The sequence below is a fragment of the Candidatus Vicinibacter affinis genome, assembly GCA_016714365.1.
In the GTDB taxonomy this organism is placed as follows: Bacteria; Bacteroidota; Bacteroidia; order Chitinophagales; family Saprospiraceae; genus Vicinibacter; species Vicinibacter affinis.
The window spans coordinates 45,256-67,432 of the sequence record JADJNH010000005.1 but is presented as its reverse complement, the minus strand read 5'-3'; the positions used below and the strand labels follow the sequence as shown (position 1 = coordinate 67,432).

Below are 22,177 nucleotides of genomic sequence, written 5' to 3'. Positions count from 1 at the left end.
GCAGTATCAAATGCTCTGGAGCCTTATAAGAACAATGTTCCAAAATCATGAAGATCGACTGAATGAAATTTCAATTTTTGCACAGGGCGAATCCCTTTAAATTTAGATTTTGCGGTCCGGTTTTCATTTCACTAAAGAATCGGTATCAATAAACAAATTCTTAACAAATAAGGCTTCTTTCAATTTCCTGAAATAGCTAAGATGGCTTAGCTTTGCAGCGTTTTTCCAAAGGGTCTTTCCCATGAAGAAATTATATAAAATCCTAACTTTATCAGTCCTCTTTTGCTTCGGCCGAATAGAGGCTCAGCAGCCAGTAGGCGCTGAAACACCAGCCCAGCATGAAGCTCATGAGCATGATCATGGTTCTGCACAAGAAGGGCATGAAGGTCATAATCATGGACCGGTTTCAACCGAAGCTGCCCCTGTGGAATCTGCAGGACACTCCGACACCGATCATGGACATGCCCCTTTCAATGCCAAGGAAACTGCGTTTCACCACATTTCAGATTTAAATGTGTACAGCATTGGTCCGTGGAATTTTCCACTCCCTTGCATTCTTTATGCACCAGCAAACGGGTGGTCAGTATTTTCATCCGGACGATTCCACATCGATGATGCACATCATGGTTCAGGTCATATGGCCGTCGATCGATATGTGCTTCATGAAGGAAAAGTGATGAGAGTGACCGATCCCACCTTCCCGGTAGGAGAAATAGAGATTCAGGGATTTTCTACAGAGGTAAAAGATGAAACCGGTGGCAAGAAGGAATACATTTATGTTTCCTATCAGGGTAGAAATATTGAAACTGAGAAAGCCAGTACTGCAGACGGAGGTTTGTTTAAAGGTGGAATTACCGGCTTTTATGATTTCTCCATCAGCAAGAATGTATTCGCAATGTTGTTGGTCGTGGGGTTGATGTCTTTGTTATTTATCAGCATGGCCCGCAGGTATAAAGCCAATCCAGGTACTCCACCAACGGGCGTTCAAAAATTAATGGAACCGATCATCCTTTTTATTCAGGATGAAGTTGCCAAGCCATTTATCGGGGCAAAATACCTTGGTTACATGCCATTGTTGTTGTCTTTGTTTTTCTTTATATTGGGTTTGAATTTATTCGGGCAGATTCCGTTTTTCGGTGGAGCCAATGTTACCGGAAATCTTGCGGTGACCATGGTGCTGGCCTTGATTGTTTTCATCGTAGTGAACGTAAAAGGCAATCGTCATTATTGGGAACACATTCTTTGGATGCCAGGAATTCCGGCAGGTATCAAGACCCTGATTACGCCCATAGAAATTCTTGGAATCTTTATCAAACCAGTCACCTTGATGCTCAGGCTTTTTGCCAACATCACAGCGGGCCATATCGTGATCATCATTTTCGTCAGTTTGATATTTATCATTGGTAAATCCGGTGAAAACGTAGGTGCTGCATCAGGTGCCGCCGTTGGGTCGGTATTACTTTCTTTATTCATGATGGCCATAGAGCTTTTGGTAGCGTTTATCCAGGCTTATGTGTTCACACTACTGACTGCATCCTACATAGGGGCAGCCACAGAGGAGCATCATCATGAGCATAAAACAGAACATCATTAATTTTTAACTATATAAAACAAATTTTATGACTGGTTCAATTGTAGCTCTAGGTATGGGTATTGCAGCGATCGGCGCAGGTATCGGAGTAGGAAACATTGGAGGAAAGGCATTGGATGCTATTGCACGCCAGCCTGAGGCCATTGGAGATATCCGTTCCAACATGATTCTGACTGCTGCCCTTGTAGAAGGTGCAGCGTTGATTGCGATCCTTTTAGCTTATCTAGTAGCTTAAAAAATTTTACGAACAGGGTGCAGAACGGTTGGTTGCTGTACCTGTTCTTTTTGAATTTAAATCTAAAAGCATGGATTCTTTAATCTTACTTTCAATAGACTTCAGTCCAATAAAGCCAACTTTCGGTTTGCTGTTCTGGTCCTCACTGATCTTTCTTATTTTTTGGTTGATTATTGGCAAATTTGCCTTTAAACCTATCATCAGCGCCCTGAACAGTCGTGCAAACGATATCCAGGATTCCTTGAATGCTGCAAAAAATGCAAAAGAGGAAATGATGAAGCTGAAATCAGAAAATGAGCAGATCATGAATGAGGCACGAGAAGAAAAAATGCGCATTCTGAGAGATGCCAAGGAATCAGCGAATCAAATTGTTGCAGAGGCACGTGACAAGGCTAAAGAGGAGGCTCAGAGAATTGTGGTCAATGCAAAAAATGATATTGAGAATGCCAAAAAATCTGCCCTTGTGGACGTAAAGAATCAAGTGGGTGTGATGGCAGTGGATATTGCTGAGAAAATCATCCGACAGAAATTGGAAACAGACCAAAATCAGCAGGACTATATTAAAAGACTGGTTGACGAGATCAAAGTAAACTGATAAATAATGTCAATGTCAAAAATTGCCGGACGATATGCCAAATCTCTCATAGATCTGGCTACCGAAAAGTCTGCACTCAAAGAGGTGCATGAGGACATCAGAACCATTCAAGCGGTTTGTGAGAATCGGGATTTTGCTTTAATGCTCAAAAGTCCCATTATTCATGGAGACAAGAAAATGGAAATCTTTAAAACCATCCTGGGCACTCATATTTCTGACCTTACGAATGCTTTTGTGAACCTCCTCATTTCAAAAGGAAGAGAACCTGTTTTGGCGCAGATTTGCACAGAATTTATTCAGCAATTCAAAAGCATCAATAAGATCCGCACTGCTGTGGTAACCTCTGCTCAGCCTTTGGGCGAAACTCAGTTGGTTGAAATCAGAAACCGATTCAATCCATGGCTGAAACCCGGTGAAACTTTAGAAATTATACAAAAAACAGATGCCTCTCTTATCGGGGGTATCATCTTTGAATTGGATGGACAGCAAGTGGACTCAACAGCCAAACGCCAGTTGGATCAAATGCGCACCAATCTATATGACAAATCGTACATTAATCTTGTGGTTAAATCTTAAATACTAAAATTCTTATCATGGTAAATATCAGACCCGAAGAAATATCAGCTATTCTGAAGCAACAGATTTCAGGTGTTAACACCGCAGCTGAACTCGAAGAAATTGGAACGGTACTCACTGTTGGTGATGGTATCGCCCGCGTTTATGGGCTTACGAATGCACAGGCAGGAGAGTTGGTTGAATTCGAAACTGGCGTTCAAGCCATCGTACTTAACCTAGAAGAGGACAACGTGGGTGTCGTACTCATGGGTCCGTGGACCGGAATCAAAGAAGGTTCCCGGGTAAAAAGGACTTCTAAAATTGCCTCTATACAAGTTGGAGAAGGTTTTGTAGGCCGTGTGGTGAACCCTCTGGGTCAGCCCATCGACGGTAAAGGACCGATTCCGGGTGTTAAATATGAAATGCCATTGGAGAGAAAGGCCCCCGGTGTTATTTTCCGTCAACCGGTAAATGAACCACTACAAACCGGTATCAAAGCGATTGACTCCATGATTCCGATTGGTCGTGGCCAGCGGGAATTGATCATTGGCGACCGCCAAACCGGTAAAACTGCCATCGCCATTGACACCATCATCAATCAAAAAGAATTCTACGACCGTGGAGAACCCGTTTATTGCATCTACGTGGCTTCCGGACAGAAATCTTCGACGGTAGCGAAAGTTGCCCGTACTTTAGAAGAATATGGGGCAATGCCTTATACTACGATAGTTTCAGCCTCTGCTGCTGATCCTGCTCCTTTGCAATTCTTTGCACCGTTTGCCGGTGCCGCGATCGGAGAATTTTTCCGGGACACCGGCCGTCCGGCATTGGTTATTTATGATGACCTCAGCAAACAGGCCGTAGCATACCGTGAAGTATCTCTATTGCTTAGAAGACCTCCGGGACGTGAGGCTTATCCGGGAGACGTATTTTACCTACACTCCAGGTTGTTGGAAAGAGCTGCAAAAGTGATCAACAACGACGAGATAGCACGAACCATGAATGACCTGCCAGACTCACTTAAGAATGCAGGTATCGTAAAAGGTGGAGGATCTTTGACCGCCTTACCCATTATCGAAACACAGGCGGGTGACGTTTCTGCCTACATTCCTACCAACGTAATCTCGATCACCGACGGACAGATATTCCTGGAATCAAACCTCTTCAATGCGGGTATCAGACCTGCCATCAACGTGGGTATCTCTGTATCCAGGGTGGGTGGTAATGCTCAGATCAAATCCATGAAAAAAGTATCCGGAACCCTGAAACTCGATCAGGCGCAATATCGCGAACTGGAAGCTTTTTCTAAATTTGGCTCTGATTTGGATGCCGCTACAAAAGCTGTACTTGACAAAGGAAAGCGCAATGTGGAAGTATTGAAACAACCACAATATTCACCGGTTACTGTAGAAAAACAAGTGGCGCTGATTTACCTTGGAACGAACAATTTGCTAAAAGATATTCCGGTGGAAAGAGTAAAAGATTTTGAAACATTGCTCTATACCGAACTTGACCAAAAACATCCGGAAATTCTTGAGAATTTCAGAAAAGGAAAACTGGATGATGCAGACCTCGCCATTCTAAAGAAGATGGCCGGGGAGATGAAGTTGAAGTAATTGGGGAATTAGAGAATTAGAGAATGTGAGAATTGGGGAATTAGAGATGACTGAACGATCTATGCTTCAGTAGAGTATCATGCGACAGCACGATAAGTGAAGGAACCGCGAAAGCGGCTAATTGGAGAATTTGGGAATTAGAGGATGAGAGAATTGGGGAATGAGGGAGTTTTGATTTGAGAGCGAATAGAGCAATATATTAATAACATTTTTAACACCCTAAAATATGCAGAATGAGAGATTCTGGAAATAATGTAATACTTGAAAAGTCAGTATTATTTTCATTGAAATTGATAGAGTATGTTGAAATTCTGGAGAAAGACAGAAAATTTGTAATTGCAAATCAACTGCTGAGATCAGGAACTTCAATAGGTGCAAATATTTCGGAAGCACAAGATGCGGAGAGCAAAGCTGATTTTATTCATAAAATGAAATTGGCTTCAAAAGAATTGAATGAAACAATTTATTGGTTCAAATTGTGCCAAAATTCTCTGAGCTATCCGGATTGTAACAGCCTAAACAATGAACTGGAGGATATCAGAAAAATTCTAAATGCAATTCTAGGTAGCTTGAAAAAGAAATGAAAGTTTCCGAGCTAGTACACTTCCAAAGTTGATGTTAGATCTAGTTTACTTACGCCTAATAGATTTAGTTACGCCTTCTCCATTTCTCTAATTTTCACATTCTCTAATTCTCTAATTATAAATTAAAATTATGGCCGCAAATTTAAAAGAGGTACGTAACAGGATAAAGTCGGTGATATCGACTCAGCAGATTACCAAAGCGATGAAGATGGTATCGGCTGCTAAATTGCGCAGAGCCCAGCAGGCTATTGTGCAGATGCGTCCTTATGCCAATAAGTTAAATGCCATGATGAAAAACATCATGAGTTTTTCTGATGGACAGGGTGCGGAGGCTTTTGCAAGGGCTACTGAAAAAAAGAATCCACTGATGGTTGTCATTACTTCTGATCGTGGACTTTGCGGTGCTTTCAACACCAACATCATCAAGCTTGCGACCAAACAAATCAATGAGCAATACAGCACCCAGGCCAAAGAAGGAAAATTGAGTTTTCTTTTTATTGGAAAAAAGGGTTTTGAATATTTTAGAAGAAGGTATCCACAATGTCCCATCAACAGCGATCATGTGGGGGCATTTTCAGGATTGAGTTTTGAAAAAATTGCTGGTATTGCCGATGGCATCATGTCAGATTTTAAAACCGGAAAAGTGGATCAGGTAGAAATCTTTTACGGAAGATTTAAAAATGCCGCGACTCAGTTTCCGGAAGTAGAACAATATTTGCCGGTTCCAAAAGTAATTGCTGCTCCACCTGTTGCAGGAACGCCAACCGACAAAGTGGTTCCTGATTTTCTATTTGAACCTGCGCAAGGAGAATTATTGCAGGAATTGATTCCATCCATTCTGCAATCGCAACTATTTAAATGTACACTGGACAATCTTGCTTCAGAATTGGGAGCAAGGATGACAGCCATGGACAAGGCATCTGAAAATGCTGAAGCCATGTTGGGTGAATTGAAAATCAATTACAACAAAGCACGTCAGGAGGCCATCACGAAGGAGCTTTCCGAAATCGTTGGCGGAGCGGCTGCACTGGGCGGATAGTGAAATTGAAAATACCTACCGCTTTAATTTTGCTCAGCATTTGATCGACCGAACATCAATCAACTGAAAAATCATTCACCGGGATGATTTAACATTTTGACAAAGTCATTGTTCTTATTTTTGTCGCCTATGTTTTTTCGGTCCAATTTTATAAAAATTTCGGGCTTTTCCTTAGCCCTGATAATGGTTTCCTGCAAACAGGAACAAAAACCTAATGTGCCAACCGGACCACCTCCCAAGAAGCCTTCGTTGGTGGATGCCTACATCGTAAAGGAGGAACAGCTTGATGAGTCATTGAGAATTCCGGGTAGCCTGATTCCCAATGAACAGACCGACATCCGAACAGAAACTTCCGGTATTCTTGAGTCCGTATTGTTCAAGGATGGACAAAAAGTAAAAAAAGGCCAGTTGCTTGCCAAAATAAACAACATCGAGCAGAGAGCAAGACTGTCTAAGCTCAAGGTCCAATTGGAAATGGCGCAAAACACCGAGCAGAGACAAAATCAATTGTTAAAAGCCCAGGCCATAGGTCAACAGGAATATGACCAGGCACTGCTGGAAGTCAAAAGCCTGCAGGCGGATTTGAATATTCTGAGAGCAGAGTTGAGCAAATTTGAGATCAGGGCACCTTTTTCAGGGACCCTGGGTTTGAGGATGATGAGTCCGGGGGCCTATTGCACACCTAGCAATGTCCTGGTTTCGATCAGTCAGGAAGATCTATTGAAAGTTCAGTTTTCCATTCCGGAACGATACATCAGTAAGATATCATTGGGACAGGTTTTAGAATTTACCTGCCAAAATTCCAAGGAAGTATATAAGGCAAAATTGGAATCCACCGAATCTGCCATGGATCAGCAGACTAGAAGTTTGAAGGTGCAAGCAAGGGTAATGGGTAAAGCTGATGGATTGAAACCCGGACTCTTTGCTGAGGTCAGTATGCCATTTCAAAATAAGACCAAGAGCATCATGGTACCCAGTCAGAGTATCATACCACAGGCAAGAGATAAGAAAGTGGCCATCCTGAAAAATGGTTTGGTAGAGTTTAAAGTGGTTTCCCTGGGTTACAGAGATTCTTCCAGGGTAGAAATCCTCTCAGGTCTTCAGGCAGGAGACACCTTGTTGATTACCGGTATCATGGGTCTGAAACCTGGTGCGCCGGCTAAAATACAATCCATTAATTAATCCGATGAATCTATCCCACCTCAGCCTTAATCGCCCCGTGCTGGCAGTGGTTCTGAATCTTGCCATTATCCTGTTTGGATACATTGGCTATAAGAGTCTGGGGGTAAGAGATTATCCCGCAATTGATCCTCCCAACATCACCGTAAGAACCTCTTATCCCGGTGCGAACGCAGAGATTGTAGAATCCCAGATAACTGAGCCACTGGAGAATTCCATCAATGGCATTGCAGGAATCAAGAACATCACCTCCCTCAGCAGTCAGGGCAACAGCAACATTACGGTAGAGTTTGAGTTGAGTGTAAATCTGGAAGAAGCAGCCAATGATGTTAGAGATAAAGTATCCCAGGCAGTAAGAAATCTACCTAATGATCTGGATGCCCCACCAACCGTTACCAAAGCGGACGCCAGTGGGGAGCCTATTCTCTCCATGACGGTCAAAAGCAATTCCAGGAATCCTCTGGAACTGACAGAATTTGCATATAACCATTTGGTGGAACGACTACAGACAATTCCCGGTGTCAGCAACATCATGATCTGGGGAGAAAAGCGTTACGCCATGCGTATCTGGATGGATCCTGTCAAACTGAGTGCCTACAACCTAACTCCGCTGGATGTGCAGCAAGCGCTGAGCCGGGAACACGTAGAGCTTCCTTCTGGGAAAATAGCAGGAAACCAAACCGAACTCAGCGTAAAAACTGTCGGTCAATTGCAGACAGAGCAAGAATTTAATGATTTGCTGATCCGTTCGGTAAATGGTTCGGAAATCAGACTGAAAGACATTGGAGAGGCAGTACTGGGACCGGAAAACGAAGAGACTATTCTTAAAGAGAGTGGAGTGCCCATGATTGCCATTGCTGTAATGCCCCAACCGGGAACCAGTTATGTTGCCATATCTGATGAATTTTACAAGAGAATCGAGCAAATCAAAGCCACCTTACCTGCAGAATTTGAAATTAATGTGGCACTGGATCAGGCCAAATTTGTTAAAAAGGCCATCCTGGAAGTAGAAGAAACCCTAATGATCGCATTGCTACTGGTGATATTGATCGTTTTTCTTTTCTTCAGGGACTGGATCATTGCCATAAGGCCATTGATTGACATCCCGGTCTCTTTGATCGGCGCATTTTTTGTCATGTATCTGGCTGGTTTTTCCATCAATATATTAACCCTTCTTGCCATTGTTCTGGCGACCGGTTTAGTGGTGGATGACGGCATTGTCGTAACAGAGAATATCTTTAAAAAAATGGAGGCCGGCATGTCCAAAATGAGGGCAGCCAGAGAGGGGTCATCGGAAATTTATTTTGCAGTAATTGCGACTTCCATTACCCTAGCGGTGGTGTTTATTCCGGTTATTTTCCTTCAGGGATTTGTAGGTCGTTTATTCAGAGAATTTGGGGTGGTAGTGGCAGGAGCGGTGCTGATATCGGCCTTTGTGAGTCTTACACTGACGCCAGTATTGAACGTTTATGCTTCCAGAAAATCCACAGAACCGGGTTGGTTTTATCGGGTCACCGAACCTTTTTTCAGAGGACTTGAAAATGGATATGGTAGATTGCTTACCAATTTTTTAAAATTCAGATGGATAGCAATTGTCGTATTGGTTATTTGTCTTGGAGGGAGTTATTATTTTTTCAATGCCATTCCATCCGAGCTGGCGCCAATGGAAGACCGCGGTCAGTTCAGGCTTCAGGTAAGTGCCCCTGAAGGTACTTCTTACGACCGTATGGATAAGTATGTGGACAAGCTCAGTCAGCTGATGATGGACTCAGTTCCGGAACATGAAGTAGTCCTGTCCGTTACCTCGCCCGGATTTACAGGATCCGGAGCGGCCAACACCGGTTTTGTAAGGGTAATTTTAACAGAGCCGTCCCAACGAAAAAGCAGCCAGGATCAGATTGTGCAGCGAGTAAGCAAGAGTCTCTCGAAGATAGGCGAAGGCCGGGCTTTCCCTATCCAGGAACAAACCATTTCCGTCAGCAGAAGAAGTGGCCTCCCAGTACAGTTTGTAATTCAGAACAGTAATTTTGAAAAGTTAAAGTCCGTACTGCCAACCTTCCTGGAGGAGGCAGCCAAAAGTCCTAAATTAATCAATATCGATTCAGATCTTAAATTCAACAAACCGGAACTGAAGATAGAAGTAGACAGATTGAAGGCTTCAGACCTTGGTGTGAGTGTGGAGGATGTAGCCCAAACCCTTCAGCTTGCACTCAGCAACAGGCGATTTGGATATTTTACCATGAATGGCAGACAATATCAGGTCATTGGTCAGGTGAGTCGTAATTTTCGGGATGCCCCTTCCGATCTGAAGACATTTTATGTGCGCACTAAGGATGGCAATTCCATCAGTCTGGACAATTTGGTAGACATTTCTGAAGGAATTAACACCCCGACAATATATCATTTCAACCGTTACAAATCTGCCACCATTTCAGCAGGACTTGCGCCGGGCTTTACTCTTGGAGAAGGCATTGAAGAAATGAAAAAAATTGCAGATAAAATTCTGGACAATTCCTATTCCACAGCATTGAGTGGCACGTCCAGAGATTTTGCTGAAAGTTCCGGTAGCGTTGGTTTTGCATTTGTACTGGCGTTGGTTTTAATTTTTCTGGTGCTTGCTGCACAATTTGAAAGTTTTGTCGATCCTTTCATCATCATGGTTACTGTTCCGTTGGCCATATTTGGCGCGCTGTTATCTCTTTGGTTAACCGATCAAACCATCAATATTTTTTCTCAGATTGGAATGATCATGCTCATCGGTCTGGTGACCAAAAATGGAATTCTGATCGTTGATTTTTCCAATCAAAAAAGAAGGAAAGGAGAAAGTAAATTGACTTCAGTGATTGAAGGATCCAAAGAACGGCTCCGACCAATTTTGATGACCACCTTGGCCATGGCCTTAGGTGCTTCACCGCTTGCGTTCTCTTTTGGTTCGGCTTCGTCCAGCAGGATTCCACTAGGTGTGGTCATTATGGGCGGGTTGTTGTTTGCACTTGTTCTGACCTTATTTGTGATTCCTGCGATGTATACATTTCTATCATCACCCAAGAAGCAAAAGGATGAAGAAGTTTAAAATAGTTATTTGCGCTTTTACTATTCTTCAAGCAGCCGTTGCTCAGGAGGGCAGTCTGAGTTTATCTGAAGCATTACAGGTGGCCGTCAGTAAAAATTATGGTGTGCTAATTGCAAAAAATGATGCTGCTTTGGCGGCGCACAACAACAACTGGACCAACGCAGGAGCCTATCCGGAATTGAGATTCAACGCAAACCCTTCCTTCTCCAGCAATAGTCTGGAACAAAAGTTGGTGAACGGTACTGAAATCAAACGGAATAATGCCCTCTCAGAAGTCATCAATGCCAATGTGCAGCTCAACTGGAATCTCTTCAATGGATTTAAATTGTATGCGACCAAAGATCGGTTGGAGGTAATAGAGCGTATAGGTCAGTTGAATATTGAATCAGAAATTCTCTCTTTGGTATACGATGTTTCTGCTGCTTACTACAATGTCATCAGGTTGCAAAATTTGAGTTTAGTGACCCTTGAGCAAATTGAAGTGTCAAGAGACCGAGTTGATCTGGAAGAAAAGAAATTTAAGCTGGGACGCACCGGCAAGTCAGATCTCCTAAAAGCTAAATTGGATTTACAGGAATTGCAGATTATTTTCAGCAAACAAGAGGACGATGTGCGGGATGCTTATGCCCGACTTTTTTATTTGATGCAGGAGAAGCAAATTGCTTTTCCAAAATTGACTGACACCATTTCGGGGAGAGAAAATATTTCTGCGGTAGGAATTAATTTGAATTATGATCAACATCCACAGCTAAGAATTTTAAATGAGCAAATGTTGGTCAACAATTTTGCTAAAAGAGAATTGTTGGCAGAGAGAATTCCGTCTTTAAATTTTCTTGGTGCCTATAATTTTAACAGAACAGAAAATCAGGCAGGATTCAATTTGTTTTCGTTGAACTATGGTCCCATCGCGCAATTGCAAATTTCCGTTCCACTTTTTGATGGGAGACGCATCAGCAAATCATCCAAAGCACTCGATTATTCCCTACAGTCGCTTGCTTTACAAAAAGAAATGTGGGCCAGCAATACTGATTATGAGATACAGTTGAACACCAGAAAAGCTGCACAAAGTTTAAAAATTTACGAACTGGAGCAATCCAGAATGGAGTTGGCCAAAGAAAATTTAGAAGTCATCAAAGAAAAATTCAGGCTTGCCACTATCACCAGTTTAGAATTCTCTCAAGTGCAGTTTGACATCATAGACATTGCTGCCAAAATGCAGGACGCCTTGTATGAATCTATGTTGGCTAAATTACAAGTTGATTATTTGTCCGGTAAACTTTCGGACAAGTTAAGTTCTCCAAAATAAATATATAACCCATATTAAGCATTAGAATTTCTATTCCAAGTCAAAGAATTTCAGCTTTCGCTGTTCCGTAAATGCAAGCATTTCCTCATGCCGCTTTCGCGGTTCCTTCACGTGAAGCACTGTCGTGCTTCATTCCGCTTTGCGGAAATCGTTCAGTCATCCATTAGCTAATTTTCAAATTCTCTAATTCTCTAATTTTCTCGTTAGCCGCTTTCGCGGTTCCTTCCCTTGAAGCACTGTCGTGCTTCATTCCGCATTGCGGAAATCGGTCAGTCACCCAATTATTAAAGATGTTTAATTTCTAATTAATCCCCATAAAATTTACCTGACTCTGAATTACGCTTAATCAACAGGATTCAAAAATATTTCTAAATAAATTATTTCCTGTTTTTTAGAATTAAAAAGACCGCATCTTGCGACGCGGTCTTCTCTTCAAAAATTAACCCTGAACTTTAGAACAATTAACTACGAAAACAATTACTGTCTTTTATTGAATTTCGATGGTTTTCTCATCTTTGATGGCTACTTTCTTCTCAATGGTTAGTTTTAACACCCCGTTGTTGTAGCTGCCGGAAATTTTAGCTGCATCAGCATGCTCAGGCAATTTGAATGCTCTGGAGAATTTGCTGTAGCTGAATTCCTTTCTGGTATAATTTTCTTTTGTCTCTTCGGTTTCTTTTTCCTGACTGGTAGAGATGTTCAAATATCCTTTTTCAACAGATACTTTGAAATCTTCTTTTTTAAGTCCCGGAGCTGCGACCTCAACAATAAATGAATTTTCGTTTTCACTCACGTTTACCGCAGGAACCGTGGATTGAAAAGCCTGTCCACCAAAAAAATCATTTAAACCATTGTTTAATAAATCTTCTACCATGGTGCCGATTTGGTTGGCCATGGGTGTGATCGGATAGAAAAAATTACGTTTCATAATTTTATTTATTTTTATAATTATTCAATGTTGATGCTTTTATTCAGATTCTCATTTTTGGGCATGATGATCTCCAGTATTCCGTTTTCATACTTCGCCTGAATGGATTCTTTCACGACGTCCACAGGAATCCTGACATTTCTCTTCATTTCCATTTTCTTGAACTCACTCAATCTGATTTTGTCTGCATTGGTATTTTCTGCAGGATGCGTAGAGATGGTAATCAGATTGTCTTCTGTTTTGATTTTTATTTCTGATTTGTCATATCCCGCCAGATTAAATCTCAGCATATATTGGCTTGGATTCTCCAGAATATTCACCGGAATAAATTCCATGCCCTCCTGGCTGATCTTTACTTTAGGTAAATAGTCGGATGGTCTTACACAGTTTTGAGGATTTTTGAATTGGATGCTATTGGTCCACATGATTTATAGATTTTAAAGTTAATAATGGAAATCATGGATCAAAGGACGTACCAATGCCGAAAATTGATCAATCTGGCAGAATTTCAATAAAATTATATGACAATATGGCTGAAATTAGTGGTGGGATGTGGACAAAAAGGCAGGATGGGTAATTAGCTAATGAGTTAATTAGTTAATGGGTTAATGGCCTTTTCATTTGGTTTTTCGATGGATTCACATATGTGAATCCATCGATTTTTATCACTTGTTCAAATGAGCTTATGAGCTCATTAGTTAAAGTCCTTTCTCATCTGATTATAGGAATGATTCAAACTAGTGAATCATTCCAGTTTTGAATAAGTTCAATTAGCTAATTAGCTAATTAACTCATTAGCTAATTAACTCATTTTCCATATTTTTCATTCAGCGCCTGGACCATGGTGGGTGTGATGTCCAGTGCAGAGTCGGCGTAGAAAATGTTGCCTTCGCGTGCGACGGAGAAGACAAATTTGTATTTTTTATTGGCGTTCAATTCCTGGAGGTAGGAGGTGATTTTGGCGTGTAGTTTATCGTTGAATTCGGCAGTTTCTTCGGCAAATTGGGCACCCATATTTTCTTTGCGCATCATGAGTTCCTGCTCCATTTTCGCAAGTTTCTGCTGGCCGGCTTCCAGTTCTTTGCGGGTCATGTTAGGGGCATTTTCCTGGAGTTTCTGGAATTCGCGCTGAAGGCCGCCCTCTTTATTTTTTAATTCAGCCATCATGTTTTCCTGTTTTTTCTTAAAAGACTGTTCGCCCTCTTTGAAAAAACTCAACTGGCTGAGCAGAGAATCAGAATAAAAATAAGCAATAGGATAATCAGCATCGGATGAAGTCGTGCCAGATGAACTGGCTGTGGTAGTTGAAGATGCTGCGGTGGAATTATTTTTTAATTTATTGTTTTGAGTCAATAAATAAATGATGGCGATTAAAGAGACGGCGTGTAGGATCCAGCTTAAGTTTTTCATATGTTGATTTTCTGATGAGATTAAAATTCTGCATTACCCGGGAAGCGTGGGAAAGGGATGACGTCGCGGATATTGGTCATGCCGGTCATAAACAAAACCAGTCGTTCAAAACCCAGCCCAAAGCCCGCATGCGGGCAGGCCCCATATCTGCGGGTATCGAGGTACCAGTACATTTCCTCGGTGGGAATGTGCATTTCATTCATTCTTTCCGTGAGTTTATCCAAGCGCTCTTCTCGTTGAGATCCACCAACGATTTCGCCAATGCCGGGGAACAGAATGTCCATGGCGGCTACCGTTTTTCCATCGTCGTTCTGGCGCATGTAGAAGGCTTTAATTTCCTTCGGATAATTGATCAGGATGACCGGTTTTTTAAAATGCTTTTCTACCAGGAAACGTTCGTGTTCGGACTGTAGGTCAGTCCCCCATTTTTCCACCGGAAATTTGAACTTACCTTTTTTGTTGGGGGTAGAATTTTGAAGGATGTCGATTGCTTCTGTATAGGTAAGGCGAACGAAATCATTGTCCACGACGAATTTTAGCCGGTCGAGCAGATTCATTTCATTGCGTTCTGCCTGAGGTTTTTGTTTTTCGTCTTCCAGCTCGCGGTCGTTCAGGAATTTAAGATCATCGACGCAATCTGCGAGAATTTTTTTGATGACGTATTTTAGCAAAGCTTCTGCCAGGTCCATGTTGCTGTTCAGATCAGCAAAGGCCACTTCCGGTTCGATCATCCAGAATTCAGCGAGGTGTCTTGGGGTATTGGAATTTTCAGCCCGGAAGGTCGGTCCAAAAGTATAGACTTGTGATAGAGCCATGGCTGCCAGTTCGGCTTCTAACTGACCGGAAACGGTGAGATTTGATGCGCGACCAAAGAAGTCTTCTTTGAAGTCGATCTGGTTCTGTTCATCCCGTGGCAATTTGTCCAGGTCTAAAGTGGTGACTTTGAACATTTCGCCTGCCCCTTCAGCATCAGAAGCGGTAATGATGGGTGTATGTAGATAATAGAATCCACGTTGGTTAAAAAATTCGTGGATGGCAAATGCGATGTGGTGACGGATTCTAAAAATCGCGCCAAAAGTATTTGTTCTAAAGCGCAGATGTGCGATCTGACGTAGGAATTCGAGACTGTGTTTTTTAGGCTGCAGGGGGTAAGCGGCAGGATCCGAGTCACCAAAGATGGACAAGGATTTACACTGCAATTCCACTTTTTGTCCTGAGCCTTGTGAGGCTACCAGCAGGCCGGTAGCATGGATGGCTGCACCGATGGTTACCCTTTTCAACAGCGATTCGTCAAACTGCTCAAAATCAACCACCACCTGGAGGTTGTTGATGGTAGAACCATCATTCAGGGCGACAAAACGATTGCTGCGGAAGGTTCTGACCCATCCCATGACACTGACTTCCTGACCCTGTCCATCCTGCTCCAATACTTCACTGATCCGTACGCGATCCATTACATTTGATTTTTGAGTTGCAAAACTAAGGTTTATCTGCCAAGAATAGGCATTTAGAGCCGATTTTAAGCAGTTTGATTATCTTGCATCGACCCTGTCAAAATTTATTATTATGGATTATCAGACCAATGGAAAGTATTTTGAAACCAATCGACAACTTTGGGAAAAGAGGACCCATGTGCACATCGGTTCTGAATTTTATGAGACAGAGGCCATTGTTGGTGGTAAGTCCTCTTTGACAGAAATAGAAGAGTCTCTGTTGCCGGATCTCAAAGGGAAGAGACTTTTGCATTTACAGTGTCATTTTGGATTGGACACCATTTCGTTGGCGCGAAGAGGAGCCATTTGTACCGGCATAGATTTTTCGAAAGAGGCCATTTCCAGTGCCAGGGAGCTCAGCAAAAAAGCGGGTGTATCGATAGATTTCAGGGAGGCCAATGTATATGATACGTTGAGTTTGAATCTTGGAAAATTTGATGTGGTATTTACCAGCTATGGGGTGTTGTGCTGGTTGCCAGATCTGGAGGAGTGGGCGAGGATTGTTGCAGATTCTTTGTCAACCGGTGGAATGTTGTACCTGGCAGAGTTTCATCCGGCCTTGTATATGTTTGATTTTAATACCGGGTCCATGTCTTATCCTTATTTTAATACCGGAAATCCCTTTGAAGATCTTGAAGAGAATACCTATGCAGATGGATCGGCATCGATTGCCATGCCTTCATTTTTTTGGTCACATTCCATTTCAGAAGTGTTGAATCCATTGCTGAAACAGGGCATGGAGATCAGTAAATTGGAGGAATATCCGTTCTCCCCGTTTAATTGTTTTCCGGCCATGAAAGAAGTGGGTGAGCGCAGGTATTATTTTGGACCTGGAAAGGCCCAGGTGCCACAAGTTTTTGTGGTGATGGCGAGGAAGAAATAATTAGAAATAATCTGATGCCCATTTATTTCTAAATTGGTCCAAACCAATTTAGAAAAATACAACGGGTGATGCCGATGGATACAACTTAATGGTCCAAAAAAAAGTGATAATTGAACTAAATTATTATTCCAATTGATATTAACCCAAATAATACTTCTAATAATATAGAATATCAATATTGGCAACAGTATTATTATTTTATTGACATTTAGACTACAAAGCTAATTTTTCAAACGCTTGCTTATTTGAATAACATTCGGGTTGAATATGCAATTCTTTAAGAAGCAAAATAATACTGAAATAGTTGTGTACTTAATTATTGGGTTTATACAAACCACAGATATGGGGCATAAGTTAGAAACTTGTGCCACCCATGGGGAATAACCAAGAATGCCTTAAGTGGGATTTAATTAAGTCAATACCAATAATGATAATGGTCATGTAAATTCTAATACAAAATACGTAATATCGACAGTAAATGGGTAAACCATGAGGTACGCATTTGATGATGTCAAAAGAGATTGGAATTCGGGGAGGCATCAATGCAGTACGGAGAAGTGGAGTGTGCGTAGTTGGTATTTTGTATTAAATATTTTGATTTGAGATGGGGTAGGGTCTATTAAAAACATAAAACAGTATGAAAAAAAATACATCTTTAATAACAGCATTATTCGTGGCAGGAATTTTTTTAGGAAGATTCGCCCAGGCTCAGGAGTCACTAAATGTTTCTGGTAGTAACGCCACTGGGAGCGGTGGCACCGTGGCATACAGTGTGGGACAAATTGCTTACACCACCATTACCGGAAGTTCTGGTAGCGTTGCGCAGGGTGTCCAACACGCATACGAGATTTTCAATGTAGGCACACAAAAAACGGCGTTGAATATCTCACTCAAAGTATTTCCCAATCCGACCGCGGATGATTTAACCTTGCATATCGGCGATTACCAAAATGAAAAGTTGCTTTATCAAATTTTTGACATGCAAGGTGAAAAAATTCACAACGGACCAATAGTAGCCCGGCATACGCAAATTAGCATGATCCAATTACCACCCGGTACTTACTTTTTGAATGTTGTAGATCAAAAAAATCAAAAAATTCATTCATTCAAAATCATTAAAATCCAAAAAATATGAATAAGCTAATCTTAACATGTGCAGCGATGTTTTGGACTGCAGTTTTGTTTGCTCAATCACCCGAAAAATTGAGCTATCAGGCGGTGGTTCGCAACACGACCAATCAATTGGTTGCCAATGCAGAGATTGGTATGAAAATAAGTATTTTACAAGGCTCTGCATCCGGAACAACGGTATATGAGGAGATTTTCAATCCAAATCCGCATACGAATGCCAATGGGTTGGTTTCTGTTGAAATTGGCAGCGGCATCCCTGTCTTCGGAAACTTCACAGCCATAGACTGGTCTAAGGGTCCTTATTTTATCAAAACAGAAACTGATCCGGCTGGAGGTACCAATTACACGATCACGGGTGTAAGCCAGATGTTGAGCGTACCTTATGCATTGTATGCGAGGACGGCCGAAGAATTAAAAACCGGAGAAACTGACCCTCAGTGGAAAGCCAGTCCTTCATATGGTATCAGCAATACAAATATTTTAAACTGGAACAATGCATTTTCCTGGGGCGATCATGCAGCTTCCGGCTATCTGAAAAGTTTTAGTGAAACCGACCCGTTATGGAAGGCAAGTCCTTCATTTGGTATCAGCAATGCAAATCTTTCAAATTGGAACAATGCGTTTTCCTGGGGCGACCATGCAAATGCGGGTTATCTGAAAAGCTTTAGTGAAAACGATCCTCTTTGGTCTGCAAGTCCCTCTTACGGCATCACAAATGGTCATATTTCAGACTGGAACTCTGCCCTGATGCACAGCACTACAAGCAGCGGTTCCGTGCACGGATCTACGACAGTGGGAGGTAATCTTTTCAGACTTATGAACCCGTCTGGTGTCAGTTTTTTGCGACTGAATGGCGATAACAGTGTCAGTGCGTTGAATGCTGCTGATTTTCGTTCAGCCATCGGCGCCGGAACGGGCAGTGGTACTGTCACCAACATTTCAACCATTAATGGCATCACCGGAGGACCAATCAACAGCACCGGCACCATTGGGTTGACGGGACAGGCTTTTGCCCTACACAACCTGAATGAAAACGGCCTCATCGCCAGAGCGGGTGTCGGAACGATTGCTGCACGGGAGATAAAAGTGATTGGGAACGGTATGAGCATTGCAGATGGTGATGGATCCAGAGGCGATCCCACCATCACCCTCGATATTGGCAAATCTGCCACTCAGGTGGCGGCTGGAAATCACACCCATGGAAAAATATCAGACGATGGGCAAATTGGTGCAGCTATTGGTCGCATCATCATGACCGGATTGGGAGGAACTTTGGAGGCCGTGGCTGGTACAGGAGAAGGACAGATGCTGTTCTGGAACGGCTTACAATGGGTCAAGTTAGCACCAGGTTTGAATGACCAAACCCTTTCATTCCAGGACGGTGAGCCAAAATGGGATCGCGCAGCAAATCACACTCATGGAAAAATATCAGACGATGGGCAAATCGGCGCAGCTACTGGTCGCCTCGTCATGACCGGATTGGCAGGTACTCTTGAAGCAGTTGCGGGCACGGAGGAAGGACAGATGTTGTTCTGGAACGACTTGCAATGGGTCAAATTAGCGCCAGGTATAAATGGCCAATCCCTTGTTTTTATTGACGGAAAACCAACTTGGTGGCCTGAGGCATCGGGCTCGAATGTCGTGGTGAATCCAACCACCGGCAGGGTTTGGATGGACCGCAACCTTGGTGCCTCACGAGTGGCCACCTCCAGCACGGACGCTGGCGGTTATGGCTATCTCTATCAGTGGGGACGCGATGGTGACGGACACCAGCTCAGGACATCCAACACAACCAGTACTAAAAGCAGCAGCAATACGCCCGGTCATGATAAATTTATAACTTCAAGCGCCATACCATACGACTGGCGCAATCCTCAAAACGACGCATTGTGGCAGCATGATAAGTACATTAACAATCCATGCCCTAGTGGTTACAGGGTGCCTACCGATTCAGAATGGGAAGCAGAACGGTTGACTTGGCATAGCAACAATGCGGAAGGGGCTTTTCGCTCATGGTTAAAATTGACCATGGGGGGGTATCGACAAGCCGATGGCTCTCTTGAAGATGTTGGATCCAACGGACGTTATTGGTCAAGCACTGCAACTCCTAGTGCTGGTGGTGGAGCTTATTATTTATATTTTAGTAGCGGAAGTGCCAGATTAGACAGTGGCAATAGAGTGATCGGGCGGTCTGTTCGCTGCATTAAGGATTAAAATTTTTGAAATTCACTGAAATCTAATGAAATTTAGTCTTTCAGATTTCTGCTTCAGAATCTTCGTGCTGGTTTTCCTGTTATTTTCTTTCAATCAGTCAGATGGTCAAACAATCCGGGGCGTTTTTTCTGGACAGCCCAATCAGCCAATCAAACTCAAGGGTTATGAGGGTTTTGATACCTACGTGATTGACAGTGCAGTAACCGATGAAAAAGGCTCGTTCGAACTTTCTTACAGCAAAAATGATCAGGGCATGGGCTATCTGGTCTCAGCTGACGAAAAACCCTTTTTTGTGGTTTTGTGCGGAGAACCAATTCAATTGAAGGGGACTGATTTGGCCTTACCGGAAACCATAAAGCTCATTGCCGGCAAGGAAAATAATCTATTTAAGCAATACACCTCGGAGCATGCGCGTCGGGAACAAACCCTGAGCGCATGGGATTATTTGGAGAAAATTTACCGTCTCGATACGCTCTTTAGGAGTTATGAAGATTCAAGACAATTCATATTCAAGGAAAAGCGACGCATCCAGGCAGAGGATAATTTGTTTTTGGCAAGCTTGCCAAAAAATTCTTACGTGTGCTGGTATTTACCGATTCGCAAACTCATAGGGTCAGCATCGGTGATTGCACAATTCCGACCGAATGAAATACCGACCGCTATTTCTTCATTCAGGGCCATGGATTACATGGATGAACGCTTATCCAAAAGTGGCATGCTGAACGATTTAATGGAAAGTCATTTTTGGCTCATCGAAAACAGTGGACGTTCGTTAGATTCCGTTTATCTTGAAATGAAGATTTCCATAGACTGTATGATCCAAAACCTGAAATCAGATGAAAAAAAGTTGAATGAAATAGGCAACCAACTATTTAAACTGTTGGAAAGAAGCAGTCTGTTTGCAGCATCAGAACATCTCTCCTTGAGACTACTCAATGATTCATCATGTACCCTGAACCAAGATTTGGCAGCCCGGCTGGAAAGCTATCGTGCCATGAAAAAAGGAAATTCAGCACCAGAGATAGAATTCCGGGGCGATGTACTGGCTCCCGCTTACGAAGCAGGGAAGATTCCCGAAAAGTTATCTGATGTAAATTCCAATTACACCGTTGTCATTTTTGGTGCAAGTTGGTGCCCCCAATGTCCGGTGGAGTTATCTCAAATGATTCGTAAATATCCTGCATGGAAAGCGCATAACGTGGAGGTCGTTTTTGTATCCCTGGACGACAGTAAGCAGGCGTTTAAAAGTTTCGCATCTGTGTTTCCCTTTATCAGTATTTGTGATTATAAAAAATGGGAAAGTCCCAATGTAAAAAAATACCATGTATTTGCAACACCAACCATCTACCTTCTTGATCATAAACAGGAGATTTTACTTCGTCCCCATTCGGTGAGCCAATTGGATTCCTGGATTGATTGGTATCTGTTAAAAGGGAATAAATAATTGGCGATTTAGTCACAGGCGTTTTTATACTTTTAGAAAATGCTGATGACGAAAGTTTGCTTTGTACAATCAGTTTTCGGAAGGATGTATTGCTTCTTGAAATTACAGAACATCAGCGTTTTTAAAATCCACCTGGCATAAAACTAAATTGTTGTTTATTCAAGAGGCCCAGGCCTGGGGCAAAATAATCTTGCCAAATGCGATGCAACTTTTTTATCCAGCACCTCAGACCTGCGGTAAGGGCCCGGAAAATTAATTCTCATAGAAGCAAATTATTTCTAATTTAGCACGGCAACTAACCCTAGACGGATGCCAAGCTGGAAGGTCCTGTATATACAAGGAAGATATGAATTTAAAGTAGAGCAGCAACTTGCCCGACTGGGGATAGAGCATTATTTACCCAAGGTCCAAGTCATGCGCCAATGGTCGGATCGGATGAAGAAATTGACGGTACCCGCATTTCCTTCTTATTTATTTGTGTGCAATGAAGACAAGGACCGGCAGGCTGTCTTTCAGGCTAAAGGTGTATTGCATTATGTACGTCATGAAAACCAGGATGCCATTATAAGGGAAGAAGAGCTTGATTTGCTTCGCAAGGGAGGGTCCATGATTATTCAGAATTCCTTGCAGGCCATCCGAGGGTTAAAAGGAAAACAGGTCAAAATAAAAGCCGGTTTATTGGCCGGGAATACCGGAATACTGGTAGATCTCATTGGTAAAAAATTCGTTCAGTTAAAACTTGAAAATCTATCCATGTTTTTTTTGGTAGAAATACCGACTGATCAATTACAGTTGAACTGAACGAACGCAATATAAGAATCACCTTCCATGCCTTGCTTGCGGATCTGTGAGTGAGGACGGCGAAGCCGTAAAATAAAGTTAGCATCTAACTGAAGGATTT

General features: G+C 42.4%; 19 protein-coding genes. 15 read left to right on the top strand and 4 right to left on the bottom strand.

All coding sequences use genetic code 11. From position 1 onward, the window contains the following. Positions 1–241: 241 nt before the first annotated feature. The 10 genes from atpB to IPJ53_00595 all read left to right on the top strand — a co-directional run bounded on the left by atpB (position 242) and on the right by IPJ53_00595 (position 11,773). Positions 242–1,594 carry a F0F1 ATP synthase subunit A gene (gene atpB, locus IPJ53_00640; GenBank protein ID MBK7797596.1) on the top strand — a complete coding sequence of 451 codons (1,353 nt, stop codon included), beginning with the start codon at positions 242–244 and terminating at the stop codon, positions 1,592–1,594. A 25-nt stretch (positions 1,595–1,619) separates the two neighbouring features. Next, entirely contained in the window at positions 1,620–1,826 is a 207-nt protein-coding gene (gene atpE, locus IPJ53_00635) for an ATP synthase F0 subunit C (GenBank protein MBK7797595.1), read from the top strand. Between the two features lie 70 nt (positions 1,827–1,896). Further along, positions 1,897–2,421 (top strand): F0F1 ATP synthase subunit B, encoded by a 525-nt coding sequence (gene atpF, locus IPJ53_00630; protein ID MBK7797594.1) that lies wholly within the window; start codon positions 1,897–1,899, stop codon positions 2,419–2,421. A gap of 12 nt (positions 2,422–2,433) precedes the next feature. After that, a complete protein-coding gene (gene atpH / locus IPJ53_00625; protein MBK7797593.1) occupies positions 2,434–2,997 on the top strand; it encodes an ATP synthase F1 subunit delta in 564 nt (187 codons plus the stop codon). Positions 2,998–3,014: 17 nt separating this feature from the next. Continuing rightward, complete coding sequence (locus tag IPJ53_00620; GenBank protein MBK7797592.1) at positions 3,015–4,592, top strand: F0F1 ATP synthase subunit alpha; 1,578 nt, start codon at positions 3,015–3,017, stop codon at positions 4,590–4,592. Between the two features lie 233 nt (positions 4,593–4,825). Further along, positions 4,826–5,176: a four helix bundle protein gene (locus IPJ53_00615; protein ID MBK7797591.1), complete on the top strand. Its 351-nt coding sequence runs from the start codon at positions 4,826–4,828 to the stop codon at positions 5,174–5,176. A gap of 130 nt (positions 5,177–5,306) precedes the next feature. After that, positions 5,307–6,215, top strand: a complete 909-nt coding sequence (atpG, locus tag IPJ53_00610; protein ID MBK7797590.1) for an ATP synthase F1 subunit gamma — start codon at positions 5,307–5,309, stop codon at positions 6,213–6,215. A 183-nt stretch (positions 6,216–6,398) separates the two neighbouring features. Continuing rightward, entirely contained in the window at positions 6,399–7,397 is a 999-nt protein-coding gene (locus IPJ53_00605; GenBank protein ID MBK7797589.1) for an efflux RND transporter periplasmic adaptor subunit, read from the top strand. Positions 7,398–7,401: 4 nt separating this feature from the next. Further along, complete coding sequence (locus IPJ53_00600) at positions 7,402–10,467, top strand: efflux RND transporter permease subunit (protein ID MBK7797588.1); 3,066 nt, start codon at positions 7,402–7,404, stop codon at positions 10,465–10,467. Then, positions 10,454–11,773: a TolC family protein gene (locus IPJ53_00595; protein MBK7797587.1), complete on the top strand. Its 1,320-nt coding sequence runs from the start codon at positions 10,454–10,456 to the stop codon at positions 11,771–11,773. The genes IPJ53_00600 and IPJ53_00595 overlap by 14 nt, the downstream gene beginning before the upstream one ends. A 487-nt stretch (positions 11,774–12,260) precedes the next feature. Here the strand turns inward: IPJ53_00595 and IPJ53_00590 are convergent, their stop codons facing one another. The 4 genes from IPJ53_00590 to asnS all read right to left on the bottom strand — a co-directional run bounded on the left by IPJ53_00590 (position 12,261) and on the right by asnS (position 15,565). Beyond that, positions 12,261–12,701 (bottom strand): Hsp20/alpha crystallin family protein, encoded by a 441-nt coding sequence (locus tag IPJ53_00590; GenBank protein ID MBK7797586.1) that lies wholly within the window; start codon positions 12,699–12,701, stop codon positions 12,261–12,263. Between the two features lie 20 nt (positions 12,702–12,721). After that, on the bottom strand, positions 12,722–13,126 hold the full coding sequence (locus tag IPJ53_00585; protein MBK7797585.1) for an Hsp20/alpha crystallin family protein: 405 nt from the start codon (positions 13,124–13,126) through the stop codon (positions 12,722–12,724). Positions 13,127–13,508: 382 nt separating this feature from the next. Beyond that, positions 13,509–14,111: an OmpH family outer membrane protein gene (locus IPJ53_00580; protein ID MBK7797584.1), complete on the bottom strand. Its 603-nt coding sequence runs from the start codon at positions 14,109–14,111 to the stop codon at positions 13,509–13,511. Between the two features lie 20 nt (positions 14,112–14,131). Next, positions 14,132–15,565: an asparagine--tRNA ligase gene (gene asnS, locus IPJ53_00575; GenBank protein MBK7797583.1), complete on the bottom strand. Its 1,434-nt coding sequence runs from the start codon at positions 15,563–15,565 to the stop codon at positions 14,132–14,134. Positions 15,566–15,677: 112 nt separating this feature from the next. Here asnS and IPJ53_00570 point away from each other — a divergent pair, with 112 nt between their 5' ends. The 5 genes from IPJ53_00570 to IPJ53_00550 all read left to right on the top strand — a co-directional run bounded on the left by IPJ53_00570 (position 15,678) and on the right by IPJ53_00550 (position 22,077). Beyond that, the gene (locus IPJ53_00570) at positions 15,678–16,487 is read left to right on the top strand and encodes a methyltransferase domain-containing protein (GenBank protein ID MBK7797582.1); all 810 of its coding nucleotides are present in this window, start codon (positions 15,678–15,680) and stop codon (positions 16,485–16,487) included. 637 nt (positions 16,488–17,124) lie between these two features. Then, entirely contained in the window at positions 17,125–17,622 is a 498-nt protein-coding gene (locus IPJ53_00565; protein ID MBK7797581.1) for a T9SS type A sorting domain-containing protein, read from the top strand. Continuing rightward, a complete protein-coding gene (locus tag IPJ53_00560) occupies positions 17,619–19,832 on the top strand; it encodes a hypothetical protein (protein ID MBK7797580.1) in 2,214 nt (737 codons plus the stop codon). Before IPJ53_00565 ends, IPJ53_00560 begins: the two co-directional genes overlap by 4 nt. 25 nt (positions 19,833–19,857) lie before the next feature. Then, positions 19,858–21,276, top strand: coding sequence for a redoxin domain-containing protein (locus IPJ53_00555; GenBank protein ID MBK7797579.1), 1,419 nt, complete (start codon positions 19,858–19,860; stop codon positions 21,274–21,276). 309 nt (positions 21,277–21,585) lie between these two features. Then, positions 21,586–22,077: a UpxY family transcription antiterminator gene (locus IPJ53_00550; GenBank protein ID MBK7797578.1), complete on the top strand. Its 492-nt coding sequence runs from the start codon at positions 21,586–21,588 to the stop codon at positions 22,075–22,077. The last annotated feature ends 100 nt before the right edge of the window (positions 22,078–22,177 follow it).

Bases quoted from the DNA above. Each gene is read 5' to 3' on its own strand.
- atpB (MBK7797596.1), top strand. From the start codon at position 242: ATGAAGAAATTATATAAAATCCTAACTTTATCAGTCCTCTTTTGCTTC.
- atpE (MBK7797595.1), top strand. From the start codon at position 1,620: ATGACTGGTTCAATTGTAGCTCTAGGTATGGGTATTGCAGCGATCGGC.
- atpF (MBK7797594.1), top strand. From the start codon at position 1,897: ATGGATTCTTTAATCTTACTTTCAATAGACTTCAGTCCAATAAAGCCA.
- atpH (MBK7797593.1), top strand. From the start codon at position 2,434: ATGTCAAAAATTGCCGGACGATATGCCAAATCTCTCATAGATCTGGCT.
- IPJ53_00620 (MBK7797592.1), top strand. From the start codon at position 3,015: ATGGTAAATATCAGACCCGAAGAAATATCAGCTATTCTGAAGCAACAG.
- IPJ53_00615 (MBK7797591.1), top strand. From the start codon at position 4,826: ATGAGAGATTCTGGAAATAATGTAATACTTGAAAAGTCAGTATTATTT.
- atpG (MBK7797590.1), top strand. From the start codon at position 5,307: ATGGCCGCAAATTTAAAAGAGGTACGTAACAGGATAAAGTCGGTGATA.
- IPJ53_00605 (MBK7797589.1), top strand. From the start codon at position 6,399: ATGGTTTCCTGCAAACAGGAACAAAAACCTAATGTGCCAACCGGACCA.
- IPJ53_00600 (MBK7797588.1), top strand. From the start codon at position 7,402: ATGAATCTATCCCACCTCAGCCTTAATCGCCCCGTGCTGGCAGTGGTT.
- IPJ53_00595 (MBK7797587.1), top strand. From the start codon at position 10,454: ATGAAGAAGTTTAAAATAGTTATTTGCGCTTTTACTATTCTTCAAGCA.
- IPJ53_00590 (MBK7797586.1), bottom strand. From the start codon at position 12,701: ATGAAACGTAATTTTTTCTATCCGATCACACCCATGGCCAACCAAATC.
- IPJ53_00585 (MBK7797585.1), bottom strand. From the start codon at position 13,126: ATGTGGACCAATAGCATCCAATTCAAAAATCCTCAAAACTGTGTAAGA.
- IPJ53_00580 (MBK7797584.1), bottom strand. From the start codon at position 14,111: ATGAAAAACTTAAGCTGGATCCTACACGCCGTCTCTTTAATCGCCATC.
- asnS (MBK7797583.1), bottom strand. From the start codon at position 15,565: ATGGATCGCGTACGGATCAGTGAAGTATTGGAGCAGGATGGACAGGGT.
- IPJ53_00570 (MBK7797582.1), top strand. From the start codon at position 15,678: ATGGATTATCAGACCAATGGAAAGTATTTTGAAACCAATCGACAACTT.
- IPJ53_00565 (MBK7797581.1), top strand. From the start codon at position 17,125: ATGAAAAAAAATACATCTTTAATAACAGCATTATTCGTGGCAGGAATT.
- IPJ53_00560 (MBK7797580.1), top strand. From the start codon at position 17,619: ATGAATAAGCTAATCTTAACATGTGCAGCGATGTTTTGGACTGCAGTT.
- IPJ53_00555 (MBK7797579.1), top strand. From the start codon at position 19,858: ATGAAATTTAGTCTTTCAGATTTCTGCTTCAGAATCTTCGTGCTGGTT.
- IPJ53_00550 (MBK7797578.1), top strand. From the start codon at position 21,586: ATGCCAAGCTGGAAGGTCCTGTATATACAAGGAAGATATGAATTTAAA.